21 protein-coding genes are annotated in these 23,341 nt (G+C 38.9%); 8 read left to right on the top strand and 13 right to left on the bottom strand.

Annotated features, from left to right (window positions below):
* Positions 1-195 precede the first annotated feature (195 nt).
* Positions 196-1,593 carry a basic amino acid/polyamine antiporter gene (locus tag PT278_RS03315; RefSeq protein WP_277130266.1) on the top strand — a complete coding sequence of 466 codons (1,398 nt, stop codon included), beginning with the start codon at positions 196-198 and terminating at the stop codon, positions 1,591-1,593.
* A 61-nt stretch (positions 1,594-1,654) separates the two neighbouring features.
* On the opposite strand, the gene PT278_RS03310 is transcribed toward PT278_RS03315, so the two are convergent.
* Positions 1,655-2,701 carry an aldose epimerase family protein gene (locus tag PT278_RS03310; RefSeq protein WP_277130265.1) on the bottom strand — a complete coding sequence of 349 codons (1,047 nt, stop codon included), beginning with the start codon at positions 2,699-2,701 and terminating at the stop codon, positions 1,655-1,657.
* A 161-nt stretch (positions 2,702-2,862) separates the two neighbouring features.
* On the opposite strand from PT278_RS03310, the gene PT278_RS03305 reads away from it, so the two are divergent.
* On the top strand, positions 2,863-3,429 hold the full coding sequence (locus PT278_RS03305) for a DNA-3-methyladenine glycosylase I (protein ID WP_277130263.1): 567 nt from the start codon (positions 2,863-2,865) through the stop codon (positions 3,427-3,429).
* Positions 3,430-3,660: 231 nt separating this feature from the next.
* On the opposite strand, the gene phnE (PT278_RS03300) is transcribed toward PT278_RS03305, so the two are convergent.
* From phnE (PT278_RS03300) to PT278_RS03275, 6 genes are all read right to left on the bottom strand, one after another.
* Positions 3,661-4,473, bottom strand: coding sequence for a phosphonate ABC transporter, permease protein PhnE (gene phnE, locus PT278_RS03300; RefSeq protein ID WP_277130261.1), 813 nt, complete (start codon positions 4,471-4,473; stop codon positions 3,661-3,663).
* A complete protein-coding gene (gene phnE / locus PT278_RS03295) occupies positions 4,473-5,276 on the bottom strand; it encodes a phosphonate ABC transporter, permease protein PhnE (RefSeq protein WP_277130259.1) in 804 nt (267 codons plus the stop codon). The genes phnE (PT278_RS03300) and phnE (PT278_RS03295) overlap by 1 nt, the downstream gene beginning before the upstream one ends.
* On the bottom strand, positions 5,269-6,042 hold the full coding sequence (gene phnC, locus PT278_RS03290; RefSeq protein WP_277130256.1) for a phosphonate ABC transporter ATP-binding protein: 774 nt from the start codon (positions 6,040-6,042) through the stop codon (positions 5,269-5,271). Before phnC ends, phnE (PT278_RS03295) begins: the two co-directional genes overlap by 8 nt.
* 21 nt (positions 6,043-6,063) lie before the next feature.
* Entirely contained in the window at positions 6,064-6,990 is a 927-nt protein-coding gene (locus PT278_RS03285; protein ID WP_277130253.1) for a phosphate/phosphite/phosphonate ABC transporter substrate-binding protein, read from the bottom strand.
* A gap of 16 nt (positions 6,991-7,006) precedes the next feature.
* A complete protein-coding gene (locus PT278_RS03280; RefSeq protein ID WP_277130250.1) occupies positions 7,007-7,165 on the bottom strand; it encodes a hypothetical protein in 159 nt (52 codons plus the stop codon).
* A gap of 385 nt (positions 7,166-7,550) precedes the next feature.
* Positions 7,551-8,030 carry a universal stress protein gene (locus PT278_RS03275; protein ID WP_277130247.1) on the bottom strand — a complete coding sequence of 160 codons (480 nt, stop codon included), beginning with the start codon at positions 8,028-8,030 and terminating at the stop codon, positions 7,551-7,553.
* 143 nt (positions 8,031-8,173) lie between these two features.
* On the opposite strand from PT278_RS03275, the gene PT278_RS03270 reads away from it, so the two are divergent.
* Positions 8,174-8,974, top strand: a complete 801-nt coding sequence (locus PT278_RS03270) for a tyrosine-protein phosphatase (protein ID WP_277130244.1) — start codon at positions 8,174-8,176, stop codon at positions 8,972-8,974.
* Between the two features lie 19 nt (positions 8,975-8,993).
* Positions 8,994-9,470 carry a nucleoside 2-deoxyribosyltransferase gene (locus PT278_RS03265; protein WP_277130241.1) on the top strand — a complete coding sequence of 159 codons (477 nt, stop codon included), beginning with the start codon at positions 8,994-8,996 and terminating at the stop codon, positions 9,468-9,470.
* A gap of 40 nt (positions 9,471-9,510) precedes the next feature.
* Here PT278_RS03265 and nagA read toward each other — a convergent pair whose 3' ends face one another.
* Positions 9,511-10,665, bottom strand: a complete 1,155-nt coding sequence (nagA, locus tag PT278_RS03260) for an N-acetylglucosamine-6-phosphate deacetylase (protein WP_277130238.1) — start codon at positions 10,663-10,665, stop codon at positions 9,511-9,513.
* A 152-nt stretch (positions 10,666-10,817) separates the two neighbouring features.
* Here nagA and PT278_RS03255 point away from each other — a divergent pair, with 152 nt between their 5' ends.
* Both PT278_RS03255 and PT278_RS03250 read left to right on the top strand, forming a co-directional pair.
* Positions 10,818-13,811, top strand: a complete 2,994-nt coding sequence (locus PT278_RS03255) for a TIM-barrel domain-containing protein (RefSeq protein WP_277130235.1) — start codon at positions 10,818-10,820, stop codon at positions 13,809-13,811.
* A 208-nt stretch (positions 13,812-14,019) separates the two neighbouring features.
* The gene (locus PT278_RS03250; protein ID WP_277130232.1) at positions 14,020-16,029 is read left to right on the top strand and encodes a DNA topoisomerase; all 2,010 of its coding nucleotides are present in this window, start codon (positions 14,020-14,022) and stop codon (positions 16,027-16,029) included.
* A gap of 4 nt (positions 16,030-16,033) precedes the next feature.
* Here the strand turns inward: PT278_RS03250 and PT278_RS03245 are convergent, their stop codons facing one another.
* On the bottom strand, positions 16,034-16,879 hold the full coding sequence (locus tag PT278_RS03245) for an Rgg/GadR/MutR family transcriptional regulator (RefSeq protein WP_277130229.1): 846 nt from the start codon (positions 16,877-16,879) through the stop codon (positions 16,034-16,036).
* A gap of 130 nt (positions 16,880-17,009) precedes the next feature.
* On the opposite strand from PT278_RS03245, the gene PT278_RS03240 reads away from it, so the two are divergent.
* Positions 17,010-18,269: an MFS transporter gene (locus PT278_RS03240; protein WP_277130227.1), complete on the top strand. Its 1,260-nt coding sequence runs from the start codon at positions 17,010-17,012 to the stop codon at positions 18,267-18,269.
* Positions 18,270-18,302: 33 nt separating this feature from the next.
* Here the strand turns inward: PT278_RS03240 and PT278_RS03235 are convergent, their stop codons facing one another.
* Positions 18,303-18,587 (bottom strand): hypothetical protein, encoded by a 285-nt coding sequence (locus PT278_RS03235; protein ID WP_277130225.1) that lies wholly within the window; start codon positions 18,585-18,587, stop codon positions 18,303-18,305.
* Between the two features lie 64 nt (positions 18,588-18,651).
* Positions 18,652-19,587 (bottom strand): cytochrome C5, encoded by a 936-nt coding sequence (locus PT278_RS03230; protein WP_277130223.1) that lies wholly within the window; start codon positions 19,585-19,587, stop codon positions 18,652-18,654.
* A 135-nt stretch (positions 19,588-19,722) separates the two neighbouring features.
* Here PT278_RS03230 and PT278_RS03225 point away from each other — a divergent pair, with 135 nt between their 5' ends.
* On the top strand, positions 19,723-20,964 hold the full coding sequence (locus PT278_RS03225) for an MFS transporter (protein ID WP_277130697.1): 1,242 nt from the start codon (positions 19,723-19,725) through the stop codon (positions 20,962-20,964).
* A 77-nt stretch (positions 20,965-21,041) separates the two neighbouring features.
* Here PT278_RS03225 and PT278_RS03220 read toward each other — a convergent pair whose 3' ends face one another.
* Both PT278_RS03220 and PT278_RS03215 read right to left on the bottom strand, forming a co-directional pair.
* On the bottom strand, positions 21,042-21,869 hold the full coding sequence (locus PT278_RS03220; protein WP_277130221.1) for a histidine phosphatase family protein: 828 nt from the start codon (positions 21,867-21,869) through the stop codon (positions 21,042-21,044).
* Between the two features lie 13 nt (positions 21,870-21,882).
* Positions 21,883-23,328: a 6-phospho-beta-glucosidase gene (locus PT278_RS03215; RefSeq protein ID WP_277130220.1), complete on the bottom strand. Its 1,446-nt coding sequence runs from the start codon at positions 23,326-23,328 to the stop codon at positions 21,883-21,885.
* Positions 23,329-23,341: the final 13 nt, after the last annotated feature.

The raw sequence follows: 23,341 nt of genomic DNA, 5'->3' as shown, positions 1-23,341 counted from the left end.
TGGATATCTAAAGATACAAAATTCATAAGAGTAATATTGTATACAATTGCTTAGTTCAGGCTTTAATATTATTTTTTTAAGAATAGTATTCATTTTAAAAAAATATCTGCTTTGATAATTTTTTTGCAATATGCTATCATAAAAACGTTTTCAAAATTTACTAACGTTTTTTCAAAAAACTGAGGAAATAAATTTATGACCGAAAAGAAAAAAATAAACGGTTTTACTTTAGTCATGCTAATTGTAACTACTTCTATTGGCGCGGGAATTTTCGCACTCAGCAGTGATCTGGCTCACGCAGCCGCACAAGGTCCTGCGCTAATTGCCTGGCTAATTATTGGCACAGGAGTAATTCTTCTTGCGGCAACTTTCAATAATTTATTGATTAAATGTCCCACTCTCAATGGTATCTTCACTTACGGCAAAAAAGGATTTGGCGATTTTGCTGGCTTCATTAGTGGCTGGGGTTACTGGATGTCCTGTTGGCTTGGTAATATTGCTATTTCAACCATTTTTATGAGTACATTAGGTTACTTCTTCCCGATTTTTAGTAAGAGCAACAGTATCTATTCTATTATTGGCGCAAGTATTTGCTCATGGCTGCTAATCTTTATGGTTTCACTAGGAATTGAAAATGCTGCCTTCGTTGACTCAATTATTACGATTTGCAAGTTAATACCAATTATTGTTTTTATTATTGCCAGTATATTAGTTTTCAAAGTGAACTTTTTTTCACAACACTTTTGGGGCAATCTTGCTAATTCTTTTAATTTCAGCAGTACTGTTGTTCAAGTAAAGAACTGTTTTATGACTATGATGTGGTTATTCGTCGGGATCGAAGGAGCTACTGTTCTTGCTGCCAGGGCAAAAAGTAAAAAAATTGCTGGTCGCTCAACTTTAATCGGTGTTGTAGCATTATTAATTATCTACGTTTTAGCTTCAATTCTACCCTATGGTTATTTTACAAGGGCACAATTAATTAATGCACCTCAACCACCAATGGCTTATCTCTTAGAAAAAATAGTTGGCCCTTGGGGTGGATTACTCATTAGCGTTGGCGTCTTAATTTCAATTATTGGAACATGGATTTCATGGACAATTTTACCGTCAGAAACAATGTGTGCCATGGCTAAAGAAAAACTTTTGCCAAAAAAATTGGGGGAAACCAATAAATTTGGTGCACCAATTTATGCACTTATTACAACTGGGGTAATGGTACAATTATTCTTAATTAGTTTACTATTTACAAATAAGGCTTACGAATTTGCATATAGTTTAAGCACCGCTTCTGTAATTATTACTTATATTATTGTCGCTTCCTATCAAATTAAACTATCATCGCAAGAAAAAAATAAGCGGCAATTATTTATTGGTATTGGTACACTGATTTTTGAAACAGTCGGTATTCTTTTTGCAGGATTAAAATACTTATTGGTATGTACAATTATCTACATTCCCGGGCTATATTTATATTATTTAGCAGTTAGAAAAAGACGTAAGTTAACTACTTTAGAAAAGATTGGTATGCTAGTAATAGTAATGATTGGTATCGCCGCAATTTGGATGTTACTAAGTAAAAAAATAACTATATAATTAAAAATAAAAGCATAGTTTTAGCTAGACTATGCTTTTATTTTTATCCAATATTTTAATATTACTTTTCATAATGCAAATGATACTTTATTGTATATAACTTTTCTTCGTCCTTTTTTAATTCAATTGCAGAAAAGTCACGGACACTGCCAGCTTTAGACAAAGTCTGCGGCTCAAGAGCAATTCCTTCATACGGTTTACCTACGCCTTTGGTCCTTATCAAGTTCATCTGGTCTTGAGTAAAGGAATTAGCCGTAAACATTACCAAGCCATTTCTATCTGACTCGATCCCCACGCTAATTTTAGTTTGCGGATCAGCCAATTCTGCAATTATCTTCTGGTCATTATTAACTACAAAAATATCGTCGAACCCTTTTTCAGCAGTGCCATTCATCTCTTTAATTGCCGTACCTAAATTCGTTGGTTGTTGAAAATCAAATGGGGTATGCTCAACCGGAATTTTCTTACCTGTTGGTATCTTATTCTGATCTAATTCCTGAATATGAGCCGCGTTTATTTTTAGCATCTGTCCAGCAATTGTATCATCCAAACCTAAATTAAAATAAACATGCTGGGTTGGATTAAAGACTGTATCTGCCGTGCTGGTAGCAGTATACTTGATACCAACAACATCATCGGGTGACAAAGTATAAATAATTTTAACTTGCATCTCACCGGGATAACCATCTCCTGTCTGCAGATGACTCATTTCAATTGCATCACCCATGGCAGTTTGGACAATTTTTCCCTGCCAAATTTGACTGTTAAAACCGTCAGGTCCCCCATGCAGCGTTGTTGTTCCCTCATTTTGAGGTAATTGGGTTATCTGACCATTAAGGACTACCTGACCATCCATGATTCGGCCAGCAGTGCGACCAATCGCCATACAAATATAAAACGGATTAGCAAGATAATCCTTGCTATTATAATAATTTAAAACTATATTATGTGTTTCGGACTTAGTTGGCACCAGAATTTCATAAATTGTTGCTCCCAAAGTTAAGAGCGACAATGTTACACCATTAGCATTAGTTAAGCTCAACTTCTGAATTTTATGACCCTGATATTCGTCAAGGTCACTAACTGTTCCGCGTACTTTTTGCATCATTTTATCTCCCTAATTTCTATTTATGTATTCGCTTACATAAATATATTACTTTTTATAATTATTGGCAAATAAATTATTAATACCATAAAGCTAATATTATTAATTCCGCTATTTTTTGCGTATTTAATATTAAGCAAATACAGACTAAAGGAGCAATTAACATGGAAGAATATTCCCGTTGTCCGTGGGGCAACAGTCAAGACAAATTAATGCAGCAGTATCACGATCATGAGTGGGGCAAACTCAACCTAGATGAGCAATATCTTTATGAAATGCTTGTGTTGGAACTATTTCAATCTGGGCTCAATTGGTCGATTGTTTTGCACAAGCGAGAAAATTTTCGTCGTGCTTTCAAAAATTTTATTCCTGAAGAAGTCGCACAAATGACAGATGCAGACATTACAACTCTGATGCAAGACAGTTCGATTATTCGTAACCGGCAAAAAATTATCGCTGCTATCAAGAACGCCAAAGCAATCTTAATTATTGAAGCCAAGTACCGCAGTTTTGGTCATTATTTACGAGAATTTATCAAGACGCCTCTCATCAATCATCCGCAAACAATGGCTCAAATTCCAACAACAAATGAAGTCGCCAAAAAGCTGGCAAGACAATTAAAAAAGGATAGCTTTTCTTTTGTTGGTCCTGTTGTAATTTATTCATATTTACAAGGTATTGGCCTCATTAATGACCATTTAGAGACATGCCCTTTTAAATATCATAGCTAGTCATCACTTATCTTTATAATTTTTCCTTTCGTGTTACACTATTTCTATAACAAAAAGTAGCTGTGTTGGTAACACAACTCCTTAACGTAGAGCCACTAAAAATGGTTTACTACCTGAAAATTTCCGTTTAACAACTAACCGTCCTTTCCTGATAATGGCAGCAATTTTTTAAAATACCCCAAAAAAAAAGCAGTGAATAAATATTTATTCGCTGCTTTTAGCATATTCTTATTAAACTAATTTCTTCCGAATTACACCGGAAATCCAGTCAATCACAATTACCATGACAATAATTCCAAGTAGGATAATTCCAACACGATTCCATTGCCGGTATTGCAGTGCAATAATCAGCGGGTAACCGATACCACCAGCACCAACCAAGCCAAGGATCGAAGCCGACCGAATAGAAACATCAAACCGATACAAAGTATTCGAAATCAAGGCTGGCATTAAGTTAGGCAGCGTTGAAAACATCGTAATATTAGTTTTCGAACCCCCAACAGCCGTCACCGCCTCATTAGGACCATCTTCGAGATTTTCAATTGCTTCCGAGAACAATTTTGCCAGCATTCCAACCGAGTGGAAACCTAATGCCAATACACCGGCAGCTGAACCAGGACCAACAGCCTTAATAAACATCAAGGCCAAGACGATTTCAGGAAATGACCGGATAATTGCCAATACAATCTTTCCAGTCCGTGAAACATACCACTTCTTGTGCTTAGTATGCGCTGCCCAAAAGGCAAATGGTAATGAAATAATTGCAGAGATAAACGTACCTAAGAAGGCAATACATACAGTCTGCCATAATTGTGATACCAAATCTTCACCAGTGCCATTATAAACGTATGACCAATCAGGATGGAAAATACCGCTAAAAATCGCACCAGCAATTTGACCAGCAGTAGCTTTAATACCGCCAAAATCCATTCCCGTGCATGACCAAACAATAAGAACAATTGTAATTAACGCTAAACCCCAGTGTAATATCCGTTTCGGGACATCAACTTGGCGAGGAGGTAATTTCTTCATATTAGTATCCATTATTTCATCAACGCCTCCCGTGATTTAGACGAAACGTAGTCGATTAAGACTACAACCACAATGATAACTAGGATAATCGTTCCCGTCTTAGCGTAATCAAAGACTTGCAGAGTTTGCTGCAGGTAAAGACCGATACCACCAGCACCGATATATCCTAATACAGTTGAAGCCCGGACGTTAATTTCAAATGCATACAGACAATAAGAAATAAAGTAAGTAATGACTTGTGGTAAAACAGCAAAAACAATAATTTGTAATTTATTAGCACCGACAGCCGTCAAAGCCTCAATTGGACCCGGATCAATCGTTTCAATTGCTTCATAAAAAAGCTTAACAACAATCCCAAAAGTACAAATAGCTAAGGCCAAAATACCGGCAACTGGACCAATCCCAACAATGGCAACAAAGATTGCCCCTAATAAGAGGTCTGGTACAGTTCTGATAATATTCATAATTAACCGCAAAATGCCGGTAACAGCCTTATTCTTAACGATGTTACGTGCAATCAACAGCGAATAAATGAAGGCCAGAATAGAACCAATCACTGTCCCCAAGATTGCCATCTTGATTGTTTCAAGAAGCAGCGGCATAACTGGTCCCAAATATCCCCAATCAGGGTGCAGCATTTGGGAAAAGATATCGGTAAACTGACTAAAGTTAGCAAACAAAGTACCAAGATTAGTGTGTGTAACATCTGTTGATACAAATAATCCCGCAATAAAGACAATTACCCAAATTAAGTTCCAAAACTTGAACTTTTTCTTAGGTAAAGCCATGAGTGCTTCCTTATCAGTATTACTCATCTTGTTCACCACCATTGTAAATCTTGGTGAAGGTCGACTCTGGTGTTTCGCTCATCTTGCCATCATAAATAATTTCACCAGCACGTACACCAATAACTCGTTTACCAAATTCTTGTGCTAACTCGACACTATGCAAGTTAATCACAACTGTCATGCCGTGCTTTTCGTTCAACATCTTGAGGTCTTGCATTACACGACGAGAAGTTTGCGGGTCAAGTGAGGCTGTTGGCTCATCAGCTAAAATGATCTCTGGATTTTGCGTTAAAACGCGGGCAATCGCAACCCGTTGTTGTTGCCCACCAGATAGTTCATCAGCACGTGAATAAACCTTGTCAGCCAGGTCAACTTGTTGCAAAGCCTCGTAAGCACGCTGCTTATCTTCTTTAGTAAATAAGTTAAGTGTACTCTTCCAAGTAGGGTAATAACCTACGCGGCCTGTTAATACATTACGCAAAACGCTGGAACGTTTAACCAGATTGAAACTCTGGAAAATCATCCCAATATTGCGTCGCAGAATCCGCAGCTCTTTGCCTCTTGCCTTAGTGATTGATTTGCCATTAATTAAAATATCACCATCAGTAATATCAATTAGGCGGTTAATCGAGCGCAGAAGGGTCGACTTACCAGCACCAGAGAGACCAGCAATAACGACAAATTCGCCCTTATTGATAGTTAAATTGATATTCTTTAAACCAACAACGTCTTTGCCATAAACTTTTTTAACGTTTTTTAATTCAATAACTGGCTTAACTGAAGAATCTGCCATTATATACTTCCTTTATTTAACTTATTTCTTGGTTGACTCAATAATCTTTTCGTATTTACGAACAACGGCAAAGTTACTATCTTTTGCAGGAACGTAACCTTCGTGAGTGTAAATACTTTCGATAATCTTCTTACCCTTCTTAGATTTACCAATTTCAATAAATGCCTTAGCTAACTTCTTACGGAATGCCTTTGGCATACTTGGAACAACTGAAATCGTGTCATTAGGAATAGCCTTAGTAAAGTAAATTGGCACTACTTGGCTCATAATCTTTGGGTTATCTTTTTGAACGATTGTCCGTGCATCTTCAAAGACAAAGGCAGCATCAGTATCGCCGTTTAAGACGTTCAGAACTGCTTGGTCTTGACCAGTAACAGTTACTAACTTACAACTCTTAGGTACATCTAAGCCCTTCTCCTTCAATTCAGCAATTGGGAACACGTAGCCTGCTGATGAAGTTGGACTTTGAATTGAAATTGACTTACCCTTTAAGTCTTTCCAACTCTTAATCTTTGAATTCTTTTTAACTAAAATTTCTGACCGGTAAAAGTTAACTAAGTCCTTAGTTGGCTTACCGCCTGGTTGCTTAACACCATATCTTTGTGCCTGCAATAAAACATCGGCAGCACCTTGCTTGTGCGCTAAAATGTAACCATTTGGCGGCAAGAAACCAACGTCAACTTTCTTAGATTTCATGGCTTCTACAACCGTGTTGTAATCTGTTGACATTGATACGTGAACTGGAATGCCTAAACGATCAGATAGCATCTTTTCTAACGGCTTAGCTCTAGCTTGCAGCTTAGTTGCAGCTTGACTTGGGACAAATTGAACATTCAAAGACTTCGGGGTGGAACTTTCTTGACTCTTACTCTTACTTGAACAAGCAGTTGCCATTAACGCTACTAAAAAGACGGCAGCACCAGCTAGCACTTTCTTAAATTTTTTCATTATGCCCTCCTAGACATCAAAAAAGACTTAATGTAACAACACAAAAGTGAATTATATTAAGTCTTTCAATAACTTTTTTGGTTAAAAAACGAACAATACTACCATTTGCAGGAAAGCAAAAAGTCTTAATTGCAAAAACATCAATGAACGCTACGCGCCGTTCATCTTTTTGCATGACTTTCACTCCCCTTTCATCTGTCTCGCATTTATTCTATTAAATAATAGCAGAAATTAGTTGTTTAGAAAAGAAAATTATTTTAAAAAAACTATTTTTTAGCTAAAAAGTGTTAGCTGCCTTCGCAAGCAACTTTTTTCTTACATAAATGATTGCCTTAATCAGCTTCTCTTAAATAGCCCAGGCAAACTAAAAATAATATTGTTCGGAATTTACTTAATTAGGCTGATTAGAATACTCGATTCATCATCTTAGATTCGGCTTTTTCAATGATTCCATTATTAACAAAAAACTCGATATCATTACAAAACGTAATTAACATCGAATTTCAAATAATCCACTATATAATATCAACAGACTAATTAATAGCTATCCAACTGGTCTCTTATTTTTGCCGAATTGGGTTGTTATCAACGTCAGTACGAACAATCAGCACATCAGCCAAAGCATGCTGGTTAACGTATTCCGTAACTGACCCCATCAGCATTCTCTCAACCGCATTTAAGCCAGTTGCACCCATAATGATTAGATTATCGTGGTGGTCCTTAATAAAGTCATAGGAAATAACCGCCTTAGGGCTGCCATAACGAATATGATAATCAATATCATCAAAGTCAAAGTTATCATGTGCCCATTGCTTCAAACTCTTTAAATATTTACTAGTATCTTGCGTCATCTGGTAAACAGTATCGCCTGAAATCAGCGTATCCTGCATTTCACCCAAAAATTGCCTAGTATCAATCACGTTTAAAATATCAATATGAGCATTTTCCGTCAGTGCAATTTTAACTGCTTTATCAAAAGATCTTTCAGCTGATTCTGAGCCATCAACTGGAACTAAAATACTGTCTTTTTTCGTACTCATGTACTCACCCTCTATAAATATATTGTTTTATTTAACTTCAATTTTAACATATTTTTGATAACATTTAACTCTTTTATAATTGTTTACACCCTGGTTTATTGCTAGAATAGAACGTAAATGTCAAAAGATAAAGGGTGGAATTTATGACAGAGAATTTAACTAATCAATTAATCGGTGTTAAGAGCGGCCGCAACTTCCGTGAACTTGGCGGCTACAAAACTGCAGACGGCAAAACGATTAAAATGCACAAGTTGTTAAGAACTGCTAACTTAGGTAGCTTAGATGAAACTGACCGCAAGTTCTTACACGATTACGGCGTTAAATACGTCGTTGATTTCAGAAGTCAAGCTGAAGTTGACCACGAACCTGACCGCGTTCCTGAAGGAGCCGAATATGATTACGATCCAGTTTTCAGCGAGGATTTAACCAACGCTTCTAAGAGTATTGAAGAAGTCATCAAGCAAGGTCAAAAAAATCCTCAAGCAGGTTATGAGCACATGATGTTTGCTTACGACGATATGATTACCAGCGAGCCCGCACAAAAGGCTTACCGCCGCTTCTTCGACCTATTATTGGCAAATGATGAAGAAGGTCAAAGTTTAATCTTCCATTGTACTGCTGGTAAGGACAGAACCGGTGTTGGAGCATTACTTATCTTAACCGCTCTTGGTGTTCCCCTTGAAGCAATCAAGCAGGACTACTTATTAACTAACATTGCCACCGCTGACTTTGTTGAAAATATGATGCAAAAAGCTAAGGCACAAGGTGCTGACGACGCCACATTAAATATTTTAAAAGACTTCCAAACCGTTCACGTTGAATACATCGATCATGTTTTAGCAACTATTAACGGAAAATATGGTAGCGTGGACGACTATTTACATGATATTATGAAATTAACTGATGCAGAAATCAGTAAATTACGTAACATTTACCTAAAATAATAGTTAAAGGAGACCTAGTATGACTAAGACAAAGACCGTTTACTTTGGTGCTGGTTGGTTCAACGAAAAGCAAAACAATGCTTATCAGGCAGCAATGAAAGCCTTGGCTGCCAACCCAACCATTGACCTTGAAAACAGTTATGTTCCATTGGACCACCAATATAAAGACATCAATGTTGAAGAACATCCAGAATATTTGCGTGATCGCGAATGGGCAACTGCAACCTACCACGGTGATTTAATTGGTATTAAATCCAGCGACATCATGATTGGTGTTTACTTGCCAGAAGAAGAAGATGTTGGTTTGGGAATGGAACTGGGCTACGCTCTAAGTCAAGGTAAATATATTTTACTGGTTATTCCTGATGAAGACTACGGTAAACCAATCAACTTAATGAGCTGGGGTGTCTGCGATAACGCCATTAAGCTCAGCGAATTAGAAAATTATGACTTTAATAAGCCACGCTTTAACTTTTACGACGGTGCTGTTTACTAAAGTGTACATAAAAAAGGTTCTCTTATGAGAACCTTTTTTGTTAGGCCTTGTAACGTGACTTACCACTGAGGTAGGTTTCACTCAAAGTCATATCTGGATTAAGCACGATGAAGTCAGCGTCCTTATCCGGAGCGATCGAACCGCACTTGTCTAAAATATGTGCACTCTTAGCTGGTACATAAGAAGCCATCATAATCGCTTCTTCAGGAGTTGCTGCATTCCAGTCAACAACGTTCTTAACGGCTGTCTTCAATTGCAGGATACTGCCGGCCAAATTATCGTTACTCTTTAAGCGAGCCATGCCGTCTTGAACATAAACTGGTAATTCGCCCAGCATGTAGTCGCCATCAGGCATCATACCAGCTTCCATACAGTCGGTAATCAAGGCAATATGTTCAGGCCCCTTTAATTGAATTAGTGCCCGCACCATTTCCTTCTTAACATGGTGCCCATCACAAATTAGTTCATCGGTAACGTTATGAAGCGCCATTGCCGCATTAGAAATTGATGGTGCGTGATGTGACGGATCCGGCATCCCATTAAATGTGTGAGTGAACATGGTTGCGCCAGCTGCAATGCCAGCTGCGGCTTGCTCAAAGTCAGCACTTGAATGCCCCAAGGAAACAATAACACCTTCTTTAACAACATTGCGGATAAATTCCCTTGAGCCTTTCCTTTCAGGAGCAAGAGAAATCTTGTTTAACAGACCTTTAGACTCTTCACGCCACTGATTAAACTGGTTAATATCGGGATCTAACAAATATTTCGGATTTTCAGCACCGGCATGCTCGGCAGTAAAGTAAGGTCCTTCAAAGTGCAAACCTTGAATCTTAGCACCTGTTTCTTCACCGCGATGATCGCCAAACATCTGGCAAATTCGGCTCAAAGTATCGGCACCAGCTGTATAAGTTGTCGGCAGCCAGCTAGTAACACCAGATTGCAAAAAGCCTTCAGACAAGTGATTAATCCCGTCCCAATCACTTCTCATCACGTCTTCTTTTAGTGAGCCGTGAACATGGGTATCAACTAGTCCGGGAGCAATCCACTTACCGGGATAATCGACAATCTTACCCGCTGGCTTTTCCTGTTCTGAATAATAGTAACCAAACTGCCCGTTATCTTGAATTTCAAGATAGCCCCCTTCAGTAGTCATATTTTCCAGAAAAAATTTATCAGCGTGAATATAATAAGTCATTATTTCCTCCCTCTTTGCGAACATTCACTTCATTATATGTTCATTTTAACCCATTAAATTGGTCTTAACCAGTTTAATCACAAATACTGCAGAAAAACTTGAATTTTTAGTTATAATAGATATTAAGCAAACTAAATTAGGAAGCAAAGATTATGACAGAATATATGCAAACAAACAAACACCAGCTAGGTGCATTAACTGGTGCCAACAGATGTGAAAACTATTATGAATTGCATTACGCAACTGGCGAAATAGCCCGCTTTTATATTTTAGCTGACGGTATTTTTCGGTTTGTGCTTGATCCCAATACTGATTCTCCAATCACGCAAACTTCAATGCTTCAGCTTAATTTTAGCAATGAATTTTTTGAGCATTCACAAGTACGGGCAACTAGTGACTCATTAATTATTCAAGCAGGTAATTATCAAATTATTTTTGGGCAAAAACCTGCCGTCATGAGTATCTTCGATGAAACTTTGCATGGTATCCGAATGAAACAGGCACAGCCGCTCGAACTATCAGCTAACCAAACCACTGAATTTTTAAACCAAAATAAAAATGAATTTTACTTTGGTGGTGGCTTACAATGCGGTTATTTCAGTCATAAAGGACACAAATTGGCAATTATGGCTGACAACATTACTGGCAAGGAAGGCGTTATTACCCAAGTCCCATTTTTTTGGTCTAATGCTGGTTACGGCGAGTTTCGCAATACTAACACTAACGGCAGCTATGACTTCGGTACTACCTACAGTAATTTGACTTCAATTACCCACCAAGACGGCATTTTTGATAATTTTTATATTATTGGCGATACCCCGCAAGCGATTTTGGCTAAATATTATGCCCTAACTGGCAAACCAATGATGCTGCCTAAATATGCATTGGGGCTTGGTCATATTGGTAATTTCTGCACTACTCTGTGGCAGCCAAGCGAAGCCAAGGAGCGTAATGCCAGCAAGTTTAGCAATAATTATTACACGCGAACAAGTAATGAGGCTAATGCTGTTGGTAAAGCTTCACTTAATGGCGAGGAAGACTACCAATTCTCTGCACGTGCCATGCTCGACCGCTATAAGAGTGCACGCTTCCCCCTTAGCTGGTTTGTGCCTAATTATGACGTAACCAATTCGGCACCTGAGGCTCTCAATTGCTTCAATGATTATGCCCAAACTCAAGATGTCGCAGCTGGTTTTTGGCATGATGATAAGACACCAGTTCAATTACCAGAACATACTTCCTTCACTTTTACTAACAAGCATGCCGCAAGCGATTATGCAACTTTGAATAATAATTTACAGCGCAAAAAGCCGCTGGTTCTGCAAAGTACCGGTACTCAAGGCATGCAAAAAAACGCTGCCTTGGCTTTTGGCGCACCCGGCGGTAACTGGGAAAATATTGCCACTCAAGTAGCCAGCTTTATCGGCAGTAATCTTTCCGGTCAACCACTTGTTGGCGCCGCAATTGACGGTACAACAGGCGGCGGTAATGCTCAAATCAGCGTCCGTGATTTCGAATGGAAAAGTTTTACACCGCTGTTATTCAACCTTGATGACCAAGGCAACTTTAGTAAAACGCCATTTGCTTACAATAAAAAAATAACGGAAATTAATCACGCATATTCAATCTTACGGGCACAATTACAAAATTACCTCTACACTCTTAACCACCAAGCCCAAGCTGGGAATTTTATCGTGCAGCCGCTATTTATCGCGTTTCTTGATGAACGCAGTAATTATACCGAGCAGTTCAGCAGTGAATTTATGCTCGGCAACAATCTGCTAATCGCGCCAATTACCAATGGTCGCGAAGATGAAAATGGCAATTCACGTAAGGACAACCTTTATTTGCCAGATAATCGGACAATGTGGCTCGACCTGTTTACTGGCGAAAAATATGCTGGCGGCCGCGTCTACAACAATTTATCTTATCCTGTCTGGCACCTGCCCGTCTTTGTTCGCGGCGGCAGTGTCTTTGACCTTGGCAAGCGAGATTACGTCTTTTATCCACAAGGGCACAGCAGAACCTTAATTTACGATGACGATGATTTGACAGACTTTAATCATAATTATTGTGAAACTTGGATTGACACCAATCAAAATTCCGGGAATTTAACCATTAACATTAATCCAGTTAAGGGCAATTACCCCGGATTTGAAATTGAGCAGCCAACGAACTTGGCAATTATGTGCGATGCTTATCCCGACCAAATCTCAGTCAAAGTCAACGACCAACTAATTAACTTACAGGAATATGGCACAATTGAAGCCTTTAATCATGCTCGTGAAGGGATTTTCTTCAATACGAATTACAGTCCTATACCAGAATTCAATCATTATCACGATGCCAAGCAAACAGTCCTGCAAATTAAGCTGGCAAGTCGCGATGTTACCAACACCAAAATTAAAATTGCTATTCATAATTATACTTACGGCGAAAATGTTCTAGTCCACGAAATTACCGATGGCCTGTTGCCTTCACCAAAACTTCCTGCCGTTGATCCAAGTAAAATCTCGGCTCATTCATTCGAACTTGCTTGGTCCAAGCAGGCTGCTGTTCAAATTGAAATCAATGGGCTGCTATATGAAGGCATTACTGGCAATTGTTTTTCTTTCCACGAGTTACTGCCTAATACGCGCTACATTATTCGGATGCGCTACGTTTCAGGGAACAAAGTATCCGAATGGTCAGATCCATTCGGCGTTATTACCAAGCATGCAGCGATCGATTATGCTATTGCTAAGATTAATGTTACCAGCAACTATCCCAGCAGCCCAACGCAGCCGCTAGCTTACTTAACTGACCTCAAGCTGGCGAGTGAATGGCAGTCGGCTCAGGCTTTAACACCAAATAAGCCACTAGAATTAACCTTTGATTTTGGCCAAGTAGAAAAATTAAGTCGGATGGTCTTCGTCCCGCGCAACATCGACCACAATTTTGATCCTACCGACATTAGTATCGCTGTTTCAACAGATGGCTTTAATTACGTTACTTACTTCGACCACCTTAATTGGAAGGCTGATTGTAAAAATAAAGTAATTGGCTTGCGCGATGTTCGGGCTAAAGGAATTAGACTAACTATTCATCAGGCTTCAGGACCGTTAATTGCGGCGCGTGAAGTAATCTTCTTTAGAGCAAAAAAATAAGCCAAAAAAGCAATCCAATTAAGATTGCTTTTTTATTTTGCCTTCAATTTTCTCGAGCTATTTTACTTTCTAATCAATTAATTTAGTAATTCAAAAGCTTCTTATTATAAAATAAATAAATTTGTTCATTTGCTAAATACAAGATATACTATTTAAGTCAAACAAGAGTTTGCCCATAAATTTTATCTTTATCAAGGAACTGATTAACTTGAAACTTTTGCTTTTAACAGAAAAAGCCAGCGCCGCGAAGAATTTTGCCACAGCATTAGGCGGCTTGAAGGGCAGCTTCAATCACGACAGCTACCAAATTGTCCACGCTCACGGGCACCTATTACAATTCAAAGAGCCACACCAAATGGTTGCCCAAGATAAGGCTGCTAAATATAGCGACTGGTATGACTTAAATAACTATCCGTGGAACCTGCTTGACTTTACTTGGGAAAAAGAAGTCATTCCCGGTATGGAACCAGCCTTAACTAACATTAAGAATGCAGCTCAGAAGTGCGATGCAATCGTAATTGCCACCGATGATGACCCATCAGGCGAAGGCGACTTGCTGGGCTGGGAAATTATCAATGCAATTAATTGGACTAAGCGTGTTTTTCGGATTCGCTTTGCGGATGAAACACCAACTAATATCAAAAAAGCCTTGCTGCAAAAGGTTGATGTCACTAACCAATACCAACAGGGCGAGTTTTTAGAGGCAACTGGCCGTGAGCGGTTCGACTTTGCTTCAATGCAGCTGTCACGAATTGCCTTAATCATTGCCAGACAAGCCGGCTTTCAGCCAAAGTCATTGCGTTTAGGACGGCTCAAATCAACGATTGTTAATCAAGTCTACCAACAAGAGACCGCGCGGCAAAATTATGTCAAAAAATCCTATTACGAAGTCCGCTTTCGTGATGCTAACCAAAATATCTTTAAACAAGGGCAAAAGGCAAAATTTACGACAGAAGCCGATGCCAAACTGGAATTATCTAAATTCCACAATTCTCAAATTATTGTTGACGTAAAAATTGCTAAGCACCAAGCACCACCTGACTTGCTTGACCTAAGTCATCTGGCAATTTTAGTTGGAAAAAAGGGCTACGCTTCTCAAGAAGTGCTTACAACTTACCAAAAAATGTACGAGGCGGGGATCTTATCATATCCAAGAACAGAAGATACTAAAATCACGCAAGAGCAGTACGCTCAATTACTGCCACTAGCTAAACAAATTGCCCATGTCACTCACGTTGACCCCAAATTATTAACGCACACAACACTTCGAAAGAAATTCTTAGCAAACAACGCCACTCACGGTGCCAATCGTCCCGGTCTGAATGTCCCAAGAAGTCTAACGGAAATTGAACAAAAATTTGGCAAATGTGGCCGAGTAATTTATGAAGCTGTCGCCAAAAGTTTCTTGGCAATTTTAGCTGAGGATTACCTTTACGACCAAGAACAGGCCCACCTTGCCGATTATCCCAAATTTACCTGCACAATTAACTTACCCCGCGAATTGAATTACAAGCTGATTTTTGACGAAAATGACCTAAGCGACACAAATGCTCAAGAAGTATTGCCTTTTGGCTCAAGCGCACAGCCCTTCGTCTATGAGGGACATAACCCCAAGCCTAAGTCGCCAACTCACCGGTTTATTATTGATTTTCTTAAAAAAGACAAAATTGGAACGGGAGCAACTCAAGAGCAAACATTAGCCAATATCTCAACTGGCAAAAGTGCCCTAATCAAAAACACCAAGGAAAAATATTCGCTGACCTTTCCCGGTTTAATCCAATCAATCTTGTGTGACCAAACCTACATTGCCTCGCCCAAAGTCACCGAACAATTACAAGACACGATGAAAATGGTCAAACAAGGCAAGTTTGACTATCGCAACGTGCCCTTTTTGATTAATCAAATCGTTAAACACGACCTAGCAATTGAACAAAAAAATGCCGCCAATTTGAGCAAAAACCCTAAACTAGCTAAACTGCAAACAACTAAGAAGCCTGCCTTTACGCCTAAGCCAAAAGTTACAGGAACTTGGCGCGGCAAAGAAATCGCAATTAACCAAACTTGGGGCAAACACACCTTTAATGAGCGCGAGCTCAAGCATCTTTTTGCCGGCAAGTCGATTACATTCGTCTTAAATAAACGGAAAATCACGGGCAAATTAGCCAAGCAAACTTACCAAGGTCACCAATTTGTCGGTTTTAAAGCCGACTTTAGCTAGTAATTTACTTATTTTCTAAATAAAATTTATGCAGCTGCTTACTGTATTCGGGCATCCCTGTAAAAGCCAAATTATCAATCACTGTTTGACACTGCGTTAATAATTTTTCATCGCCAGTTTGATGATACCTGATAATATTCGCCATAAACTGCAAGATGTTCTTATAAAAGAAGTTTTCTGGGATAACTGTAACCTGCTGGGCACTTTCAATAAAAAAGTTTGCTTCATCTTCGCGCTTGTTTTCAATACACTGGATAATCATATTATCAATAATTGCTAAAATAATTGCTTGCAATTTCCATTTGGGAGAATTGATAAATTGCTTAACTACCCTTTTAGCAATAATCAAATTACTGTCAATATCAAAAATTACCATCATATAATTGCAATACAGCCGTAAATTATCCTCATTAAAATCCGCAACCTTAAAAATTAACTGCTTCAAAGTTTGCTCTTCTTCTGCTGGCAGTTTTTGGTCGGTCATTTCCGCAATTTCTGCATCAATGTAGACAATCCGCTCTTCCTTATCCGCAAAATTACTTTCTTTAAAAATTCGTTTTAATTTACGTAAATCTTCGACAGAATTTTTATAAACAGCCTCCGGTGCCAGATTAAACAGCTGTTCCTCTTGTTCTTGCTCTGTTTCCTGCTCCTGATTAAGCTGCTTAAAAAACGCCGCCACTGAAACATTGTTATATTTTAGTAGCTGTAATAAATCCTCTGCCGTAATCCGATGAATATTCTTCTCGACTTTAGAATAATAAGATGGACTGACAATGTCGCCAACCCACTCTTTTTGCGTTTTTAGGCTCTCCAGCCGGTACTTTTTTAATAGTTCTCCAATTGTCACTTGTTAAATGCTCCCTAATTTAATCAACTTGCGAATACGCAAGTTTGTGTCAAATACGCCACTTCTTCTTTAATTTATTTTAACTCAAATATACTAAATATATGTTAAATGAAAAAAGGAGTTATCAATTATGGGCATTTTCTTAAAGAACAAAAACTTTCGTAAACTAACACTTGCCAGCTGGTTATCAACTGCTGGCGACATTCTGTTCTACTTGGCATTAATGACTTATGCCAGCAAATTACATAATTACACGCTAGCAATCTCATTAATTTCAATTACTGAAGCAATTCCGCGGTTAATTCAAAGTCTAAGTGGTTATTATGCCGACAGAACTAAGAACAAGTTAAAAATGATTGTTTGGTTAGCGATTATTCGCTTTGTCCTTTATCTGATTGTCGGGTTACTATTTGTCACTAACATTGCCGGCTGGAACCTGGTTCTAATCGTTATTGGCATCAACTTCATCTCTGACATCTCCGGTATGTATTCAAGCGGCTTAACAACGCCACTAATTGTTGATTTGGTTGGCGCAAATGAAATATCTGAAGCTGAAGGTTTTACCAGCGGTATTTCAGAAATCATTTCAACAATTGCACAATTCGTTGGCTCTGGTTTACTATTATTTTTCTCATATTCTAACTTGGCAATTATCAATGCTTTAACCTTCTTAGCCGCTGGTTTATTATACGTCAGTATCAATCATAGTTACCTTCAAGACCACGCCAAAGAAGAAATTAAAGTTAACGAACAAGGCTTCTTCACCACATTAAAGTCATCCTTCATGCAAATCAAAAAGGCTAACGGCCTATTAACTGTTATCTCTGTTATTGCCTTGTTAAACGGCATTTTGATGGCACTTGAACCACTGATTTCAATTGTGGTTGCTGGAAATAAAACCATGCTAATTGGTACTTACAGTTTTACCATTGCCTTAATTGGTGCTATAAATTCAATTGGACTTGCTCTAGGCAGTGCCATTGGAACCATGATTTTTAAGAAGGCCTCACTATTTACCATCACTTTACTTGATACAGTAGTTAGTGCTGGAACCGCACTTGCCGTTATTGCGCAAAATATTATTGCCACCTTGATTTTTATTGCCTTGCTCAGTTTCTTTGCCGGCGTTGCTAGTCCCAAAATGTCACAATGGCTCGTGTCAGCAGTTGACCGCACGATTTTATCATCATCAATTGGAGCGCTAAACACGATTTTACAAGTTGCTGGACCCCTGATGACTACCATCTTTACCAGTATCGCCAGTGCAATTAACATTAATGTCGCACTAGCCAGCCTAATTGTTGTTAGTGTTGCTGTCTTCATTGTTGCCTTTTACGTAATGAAGAAGACACAAAAGACAACGCCAGAAGTAGAACCAAATATTGGCTAAACAAAAAAGACGAGAATTTAAATTCTCGTCTTTTTACATACCCAAATCTGCTCTAGAAATTTCAAGCGATGGATAATGGCCTAACGTCGGTAAATATGTATCTTGCGGACAACTATAAACCATATAAAATTCGTCAGCTTTTTTATTTTCATTTAATTCGGTAAATTTCTTTTTAGCCAATTGGGCATCACTTGTCAGATAAACTACCGCAACAACGCCTAGCGGTTCATCATTTACCTGTTCAACCTTGCCTTTTAGAATTAATTTTAAATTGCCGTCTGGCTTTAATGCCAGATTTACCATTTCGTCAAAGTCCATTATTGACCACTCCCTAACTATTAAAATAATATTATTTTAATAGTTTCCTGAGCAAAAGGCAATTTTATTCAAATCGATCTTTTTTAATCACACGGTAAATTGAAATTATTAACACCATCAAGGCACAGCCCATTGCCACATAGGCCATTGGCCCAACACTCACGGCAGCTTGTGCCTGCGCCTGGGACATCTGATTTTCCATTGCGTACGCCACAATCCATTTCCGCATCAAGGTCGGCGTTAAGATAAAGCTAATCGTAGTTATGCCTGACGCAACTAACATTGTATTGCGCGAATATGGCTCTCTAAAGAACTGCGCCAACACGCAAAATGCCGGGGCAATCATTAATAGCAATACCCAAATCACAATCCAGCGGCCTGCATTGCTGTTCATCATTTGCGCGCTATTTGTCGCGTAACGATATGTTCCCCATAGTTGTCCGCCAGTTAGTGTATTAAGCAAATTCAAAAAATATGAACCTTGTTGCCCATACACGCCGCCGCGATCAGATAATAGTCCCTGCACAATTTGAAAACCGTCAGTTGATCCAGCCGATGAAAAGTCAACATTGACCACTTTTTTCATATATGTAGCCAAGAAGATAATGATTGCCCCACCAAACTGCAATGCCCGCAGCATACTAAGTTTGCGCGATGCTTTTAACTTAAATTCCAGACTTAGAACGCGATCAGGATGATGGCTGCGACCAATAAGATAAATGCCAATTACGACCAGCACTAACAACAAAACCAACAGCCACCACAATTTTGCCATAATGAAGAAAATTGCCAAGACAATAATCGCAACAGCAATATACGGTCGATCAGAAAAAATTTCCCAAAAATTCAGCTTTAAATGACGGTAATTCGTACGTGTCGGCACGCGCAGTGAATAGTGCTTGGTCTCAACACTTTGTTGGACAATTTTTTCTCTATCTGTTTCACTTTCAACATACCGTTTGCGATATTCACGCCTTGTTATGCGTGGATCTTTCCCCATAATGCACTCATCCTTTCAGAAACACTATCCTACCATGTTTAACAGGCAAATTTCTTGTTTTTAGCAAATTTTTAGCAATTTTTATGTGCTAAAATAAAAAGGATTAATATTTTTTTAATTAATATAGAAGGATGGATCATTTTGACAAAATCTTACAAGTTACCAGCTGGGTGGCATAAATCGTTTTATACCCTCTGGCTTGGCTGCTTTATTACAGGTATGGGCTATTCAATGACAATGCCCTTTATTTCTTTATTTATCGCGGACCTTGGTCACTACAGTAAGTTGCAAATCAACCTATATTCCGGACTAGCCTTTGCTATGACATTTATTGCGCAAGCAATCGTTTCGCCTTATTGGGGCAACCTCGCTGACCGCAAGGGACGCAAATTGATGTGTATGCGTGCTTCCGGCGTAATGGCCTTAACCATTACTGCCACTGGTTTTGCACCCAATGCTATTTACATTATCGTCATGCGGTTCATTCAAGGTGCGTTTTCCGGATACATCAATAACGCCACGGCATTAATCGCTGGTGAAACACCGCACCAACGCAGCGGTTGGGTAATGAGCCAAATGATGACTGCCGGAACTGCCGGCAACTTGGTCGGCCCACTGCTTGGTGGTGTTTTGTCCAGTTTCTTTGGTAATTGGCTCGGCGGCGTTTGGGGTTATCGAATTCCCTTCTTTATCACTGGTTTCTTAATGTTACTAGTCTTCATTGGCTCTACCTTCCTAGTTAGCGAAGAATTTACCCCGATTTCTCGTGAAGAAATGAAACCAATGGGCGAAATCATGCACGAGTTACCTAACATTAAGTTAATCATCATCATGTTTATTACTACCTTACTCGTTCAGGCAGCTAACATGTCAATTGACCCAATCGTTTCACTTTATGTCAAATCAATGATGCCCAACAGCAAGAACATTGCCTTCGTCGCCGGTATCGTTGCCGCAACTCCGGGCTTAGGAACACTGCTCGCCGCTTCTCAAGTTGGTCACAAAATGGACGAAATTGGGCCTCTGAAAATTTTACGCTTAGGATTAATTGTTGGCGCCGTTCTTTTCGTTCCGATGGCCCTCACCCATTCACCATGGATGCTGGCAGGATTAAGATTTTTGCTTGGAATTGCCAGTGCAGCCATGCTGCCGGCAGCGCAAACCGTTTTAACTCTCAACACACCAACAGAAAGCTTTGGTCGGATTTTCAGTTATAATCAGTCGTTCCAAGCCGTTGGTTCCGTCTTCGGTTCCATGATGGGATCAATTATCTCTGGCGTCTTCAATTACGCTACAGTCTTTTGGACAACTGGCTTTACTTTATTAATCAATTTCATTCTGATTATTTTCTTCACTTTGAAAAAACAACATAAGTAAATAACAATCAAAAAAGACTAGTCACAATTATCTGTGACTAGTCTTTTTATTTTTTGAAAGGGTTTTGCAAAAGTTGATTACTTATCTGCTGTTTCCTTACCAGCATTGAAGTATTTCAAATCGCCAATTGGTCCTGCTAACTTAAATTTACCATCTTTATAGGTCAACTTAGTAACAGCATCATTAGCTATACCAACACCTTGGTATTCTGGATAGTCTTGAGCTGACAAAAACATGTTGATCGACATTCCTGAGCTAACTACCAGGACATTGCCGCCCTTCTTTTGATACTTTTTAGCAATTGCAGTTAATACTTCTGTCATCCGCTTTTGAACCGTGGTTGATTGCTCTGCACGATATTGTTGCGGCAAAGTAGTATCTAGCTTATTAGCTTGATCTAGAGCATAGTAGCCGTCTTGCATCTTATTTTGGAACAATTTACCAGTCTTAGTTTGAAAGTCTTCAGTACTGCTGTAACCATAATAAGCTGCAATTTCAGGAACATTTTTGGCAATATCTGGACGACCTTCATAACTGCCATAATTGCATTCACGAAGTCGCCAATCAATCTGTAATTTGACCTTCTTATTGCCAGAATAATCCAAAGCACCTTGAGCTGTCTTTTCCTGACGAGTTAAATCACCAGAATATGCAGCCCTGAACTTGGTGCCCTTCAATCCCATTCCAAGATATTGGGCACCCTTAACACCATTATCAGTTAAAGTATAATCGCTCCAGCCCTGAGCCAAGTGCATTACATTAGCAGTAGTTTCACCATGACGAGTTAAATAAATAACTACTGGCTTAGTTGTCTTACTGCTCTTAGCAGACACTTGGTTTGTTCCAACCAAAAAGAGCGCAAATGCACTAATGAATGACACAACTGTCTTCATCCACTTTTTCATAATTGTTTACCGTTTATCCCAAATCTTGACCGTTAGTAGCAATTACATTCTTATACCAGTCAAATGACTTCTTCTTGTAACGCTTAAAGCTGCCTTCACAATGATCGTCTTCATCGACATAAATAAAACCGTAACGTTTGGACATTTCACCAGTTGATGCACTGACTAAGTCAATACAGCCCCATGGTGTGTATCCCATAACATCAACACCATCATCAATTGCGCCTGAAATTGCTTCGATATGTTCACGCAAGTAGTCAATGCGGTAATCATCAACAACATAGTGGTTTTCATCTGGCTTATCAATTGCACCAAGACCATTTTCAACAATAAAGACAGGCTTTTGGTAACGGTCAGATAATTGGTTCAAGGCAATTCTTAATCCAGTTGGGTCAATTTGCCAGCCCCAATCACTGCTCTTCAAGAATGGGTTCTTAACGCCGCCCATTAGGTTACCATTAACTGTTTCTTGCTTTTCATGAGTAACATCAACAACTGATGACATGTAATAACTAAAGCCAATGTAATCAACAGGATATTTAGCTAATAAATCTAATTCCTCTTGAGTGTAGTCAAGATCGCTCAACTTAACACCGTTACGAGCTAGTAAGCTCTTAGTATAAGCTGGGTAATGACCACGTACTTGAACATCGGCACAGAAGAAGTTATTAGCTTGGTTATCTTGCAGTGCAGCTAATTGGTTCTTAGGATCACAATCATAACTGTAAGTAGTAGCATACAAAATCATGCAGCCAATCTTTAAATCAGGATCTAATTCATGACCAATCTTAACTGCTTTACTACTACCAACAAATTGGTTGTGCCATGCTTGGTAGACATTCTTCTTATCGTTAGCACCATTAGAAGCAACCAAGCCTTGACCCATTACTGGGAAGTGCGCAGCACTGTTAATTTCGTTGAAAGTCATCCAGTATTTAACTTTATCATGGTAACGAGTTAATACTGTCCGAGCAAACCGCTCATAAAAGTCGATTAATTGCTTGTTCTTCCAGCCACCATACTTCTTAACCAAGTTCAATGGTAATTCATAGTGTGAAATGGTAATTACAGGCTCAATCTTGTATTTCAAACACTCATCAATTAAGGCATCGTAAAACTTCAAACCTTCTTCATTTGGTTCGGTTTCATCACCATTAGGAAAAATTCTGGACCATGCAATTGAAAAGCGGTAACACTTAAAGCCCATTTCTGCAAACAGTGCAATATCTTCTTTAAAGTGGTGATAGTGGTCAATCCCAATATGGTTAGGATAGAAGCGCTTAGGATCAATCGTGAAGTCAAAGTCAGGTTCATTAACAACGGTCATCCGTTCCTTACCACCTGGCAAAACATCAGGTAGTGATAGACCCTTACCGCCTTCTTGATAAGCTCCTTCTAATTGATTGGCAGCAGTAGCGCCGCCCCATAAAAAGTCTTTAGGAAAATTACTTGTATCCATCTTTATCTAACCT

Origin of the sequence: Lactobacillus sp. ESL0703 (assembly GCF_029433435.1) — a bacterium.
Classification (GTDB): Bacteria; Bacillota; Bacilli; order Lactobacillales; family Lactobacillaceae; genus Lactobacillus.
Note: the sequence above shows the minus strand (reverse complement) of the source record. Positions and strands in the feature narration are given on the sequence as shown.

Coding starts and splice junctions, on each gene's coding strand:
- PT278_RS03315 (WP_277130266.1), top strand. CDS start 196: ATGACCGAAAAGAAAAAAATAAACGGTTTTACTTTAGTCATGCTAATT.
- PT278_RS03310 (WP_277130265.1), bottom strand. CDS start 2,701: ATGATGCAAAAAGTACGCGGAACAGTTAGTGACCTTGACGAATATCAG.
- PT278_RS03305 (WP_277130263.1), top strand. CDS start 2,863: ATGGAAGAATATTCCCGTTGTCCGTGGGGCAACAGTCAAGACAAATTA.
- phnE (WP_277130261.1), bottom strand. CDS start 4,473: ATGGATACTAATATGAAGAAATTACCTCCTCGCCAAGTTGATGTCCCG.
- phnE (WP_277130259.1), bottom strand. CDS start 5,276: ATGAGTAATACTGATAAGGAAGCACTCATGGCTTTACCTAAGAAAAAG.
- phnC (WP_277130256.1), bottom strand. CDS start 6,042: ATGGCAGATTCTTCAGTTAAGCCAGTTATTGAATTAAAAAACGTTAAA.
- PT278_RS03285 (WP_277130253.1), bottom strand. CDS start 6,990: ATGAAAAAATTTAAGAAAGTGCTAGCTGGTGCTGCCGTCTTTTTAGTA.
- PT278_RS03280 (WP_277130250.1), bottom strand. CDS start 7,165: ATGCAAAAAGATGAACGGCGCGTAGCGTTCATTGATGTTTTTGCAATT.
- PT278_RS03275 (WP_277130247.1), bottom strand. CDS start 8,030: ATGAGTACGAAAAAAGACAGTATTTTAGTTCCAGTTGATGGCTCAGAA.
- PT278_RS03270 (WP_277130244.1), top strand. CDS start 8,174: ATGACAGAGAATTTAACTAATCAATTAATCGGTGTTAAGAGCGGCCGC.
- PT278_RS03265 (WP_277130241.1), top strand. CDS start 8,994: ATGACTAAGACAAAGACCGTTTACTTTGGTGCTGGTTGGTTCAACGAA.
- nagA (WP_277130238.1), bottom strand. CDS start 10,665: ATGACTTATTATATTCACGCTGATAAATTTTTTCTGGAAAATATGACT.
- PT278_RS03255 (WP_277130235.1), top strand. CDS start 10,818: ATGACAGAATATATGCAAACAAACAAACACCAGCTAGGTGCATTAACT.
- PT278_RS03240 (WP_277130227.1), top strand. CDS start 17,010: ATGGGCATTTTCTTAAAGAACAAAAACTTTCGTAAACTAACACTTGCC.
- PT278_RS03235 (WP_277130225.1), bottom strand. CDS start 18,587: ATGGACTTTGACGAAATGGTAAATCTGGCATTAAAGCCAGACGGCAAT.
- PT278_RS03230 (WP_277130223.1), bottom strand. CDS start 19,587: ATGGGGAAAGATCCACGCATAACAAGGCGTGAATATCGCAAACGGTAT.
- PT278_RS03220 (WP_277130221.1), bottom strand. CDS start 21,869: ATGAAAAAGTGGATGAAGACAGTTGTGTCATTCATTAGTGCATTTGCG.
- PT278_RS03215 (WP_277130220.1), bottom strand. CDS start 23,328: ATGGATACAAGTAATTTTCCTAAAGACTTTTTATGGGGCGGCGCTACT.